Source organism: Sulfuricaulis sp., from assembly GCF_049587675.1.
Lineage (GTDB): Bacteria > Pseudomonadota > Gammaproteobacteria > Acidiferrobacterales > Sulfurifustaceae > Sulfuricaulis.
Genome location: NZ_JBAVEJ010000026.1, coordinates 1 through 2,591, shown reverse-complemented (window position 1 = coordinate 2,591; position 2,591 = coordinate 1). Strand labels below are relative to the sequence as shown.

At 60.4% G+C, this 2,591-nt stretch carries 3 protein-coding genes and 1 pseudogene; 3 read left to right on the top strand and 1 reads right to left on the bottom strand.

Translation table 11 applies throughout. The annotated features are described in order from the left end of the window. Positions 1–105 (bottom strand): Hsp70 family protein (locus WB402_RS01085; protein ID WP_424204900.1); only part of this gene is annotated, 105 nt, incomplete at its 3' end. A gap of 163 nt (positions 106–268) precedes the next feature. Here WB402_RS01085 and WB402_RS01080 point away from each other — a divergent pair. From WB402_RS01080 to WB402_RS01070, 3 genes and pseudogenes are all read left to right on the top strand, one after another. After that, entirely contained in the window at positions 269–2,008 is a 1,740-nt protein-coding gene (locus WB402_RS01080; protein WP_424204899.1) for an IS1634 family transposase, read from the top strand. A 102-nt stretch (positions 2,009–2,110) separates the two neighbouring features. Continuing rightward, a complete protein-coding gene (locus tag WB402_RS01075) occupies positions 2,111–2,383 on the top strand; it encodes a hypothetical protein (protein WP_424204897.1) in 273 nt (90 codons plus the stop codon). 22 nt (positions 2,384–2,405) lie between these two features. Beyond that, a pseudogene (locus WB402_RS01070) lies at positions 2,406–2,591 on the top strand (PAQR family membrane homeostasis protein TrhA); the annotation flags it as partial.

Sequence of the window (2,591 nt, the reverse complement as noted above, 5' to 3'; positions counted from 1 at the left end):
GCCCAGGCTCACACCTTCGGCGCTGGGAATGATGACGGGCCGCCCGCCGCGCAGCACGGCCGCGGCAGAATTGGATGTGCCCAGATCGATGCCGACAATTGCCATTTACTTTCTCCTTTTTCCTCTTTAGACCGAACTTTGACCCTCCGAAATAGCTGAGATCTTTGCGTGGTGCGGATTTCAGCTGTTTTTTTCGAGTACTTATGTAGCCATGTAAGTAGTTGATTGATTCTTGATTTTTCCTTGCGGATATGGCAATCTACGGACCATGTATGTTGAGGCCGTCCCCAATCGCAATTCACCCCCAGCCGTTTTGCTGCGCGAGTCCTATCGTGAAGATGGCAAGATCAAGAAGCGTACCCTCGCCAACATCTCTTGCCTTCCCACTGAGGTCATCGAAGGGCTCAAAGTCCTCCTCAAGGGTGGCGTCGCCGTACCCAGTGCGGATGACATCTTCACCGTCGAACGCAGTCTTCCACACGGTCACGTTGCCGCTGCGCTCGGTAGTGCGATGACGTGTGGAGCAGAAGGCTGGTTCGCCGCCGCGCCGGCATCGCTGCGACGGGTCTTGTTGGCGATGCTCGTGGCCCGTGTGGTGTCGCCTGGCTCTAAGCTCGCGACCCACCGCATGCTGCGTGACGAGACCGCGGCGCACTCTCTTGGTCGTGTTCTGGGCGTGGGTAACATTGAAGCCGCTGATCTTTACCGCGCCCTGGATTGGCTGCACCAGGCGCAGCCCGCGATCGAGAAGCGTCTGGCGCGTCAGCACCTGGCAGGCAGCACCTTGGTGCTCTACGATCTGACCTCCACTTGGCTGACCGGAAGGTGCTGTCCCCTGGCAGCGCGCGGTCATTCGCGTGATGGCAAGCGGGACGATCCGCAAATAGTCTTCGGCTTGATCTGCAATGCCGATGGATGCCCGATTGCAGTGGAGGTGTTTGACGGCAACCGCGCGGATCCGGCGACGGTGTCGGCTCAGGTCGCCAAGCTGAAGGACCGCTTCGGCATTGCCCAGATCGCCTGGGTGGGAGACCGCGGCATGATCACCTCGGCTCGGATTGAGAAGGATCTGAAGCCCAACGGCATGGATTGGATCAGCAGTCTGCGGGCGCCGCAGATCGCTTTGCTGGCTCAGGAACGAGGGCCTTTCCAGCCTTCACTGTTCGACGAGCGCAACCTGCTCGAAGTGGATAGCGAGCACTTCCCGGGCGAGCGTCTGATCGTCTGCCGCAATCCCTTGCTCGCCGAAGAGCGAGCCCGCAAGCGCGCTGAGTTATTGGCGGCCACCGAAACCGACCTCGCGGCCATTGCCACCGCCGTGGTGCGCCCGCGCAACCCGCTACGTGGCGAGCAAGAGATCGCTCTGCGCGTCGGTCGCGTGATCGACCGCTACCGCATGGCCAAGCACTTTGATCTGACGATTGCGGATGCGCGCTTTACCTGGAAGCGCAAGCAAGCGCAGATCGATGCCGAAGCCGCCCTGGACGGTCTGTACGTCATCCGCACGAGTCTGCTCCCGGAACAACTCGACACCAATGCGGCGGTCGCCGCCTACAAGAGCCTGTCTCGTGTGGAGCGGGCGTTCCGCTCGATCAAGACCGTCGACCTCCAGGTCAGACCGGTCTTCCACTACAGCACCGGGCGCGTTCGCGCCCACGTCTTCCTGTGCATGCTTGCCTACTACGTGGAATGGCACATGCGTGAGCGCCTGAAGCCCATGCTGTTCGACGACGAGTTCATCGAAGAGGCGCAGGCCAGTAAGGTCTCCGCCGTCGCAAAGGCGCGGCGCTCAGACCATGCGAAGGATAAAGACGCAAGCAAGCACGCCGACGACGGCACGCCCTTGCACAGCTTCCGCACCCTGATGCAGGACCTCGGCACGCTGGCCTACAACATCACCTACACGGCGCTCAATCCCAAGGCTAAGATCATCCTCACGACTCGCCCCACGCCATTGCAGGACAAGGCCCTCAAGCTCCTCGGAGTCAACCCGGCGCGTACCCAGTAAACGATCAGCCCGTCGTGATAAATCTCATAGCAAACAAGCAACTACTTAGCGCTAAGAGCAAAAGTTCGGTTTAAAGTAGATCAACGGACAAGGAGAATGACGATGGCTGTCGTGAATATTGGTCACTACTACGCCGAGTGGATGCCCTCCGGCTCCCCCAAAGAATCCGGCCGCGGCCGCATCATCCTGCGCAGTGCAACGCGCCTCACCGAATTGTTCCGCCTGACCAACCTCGGCTCGGAAGACTACCGTAACCTGCTCCACATGCTGCAAACCGAAAAACCCGTGTTCTGGGACAGCGAGGCGAAATGGCTGCGCACCGCGCATCCGCAGATGCACGATGCCGAGCCGGTTGGAGAACAGGAAGGGCACTAGGGCGTATTCCCGGATTCACAACGTGCGCCTGTCACTTGCAGCAGCCAAACGGCCGCAGTCACGTGAGGAAGAACTTGCGAATAGCCTCAGTCACGGATTCGGGCTGGTCGCGGCCATGGTGGCCACCCCCTTCCTGATCCTGCATGCGGTGCGACTGGGCGATACGGGATTCATGGTCGGCGCCAGTATCTTTGCCGCAACCATGCTG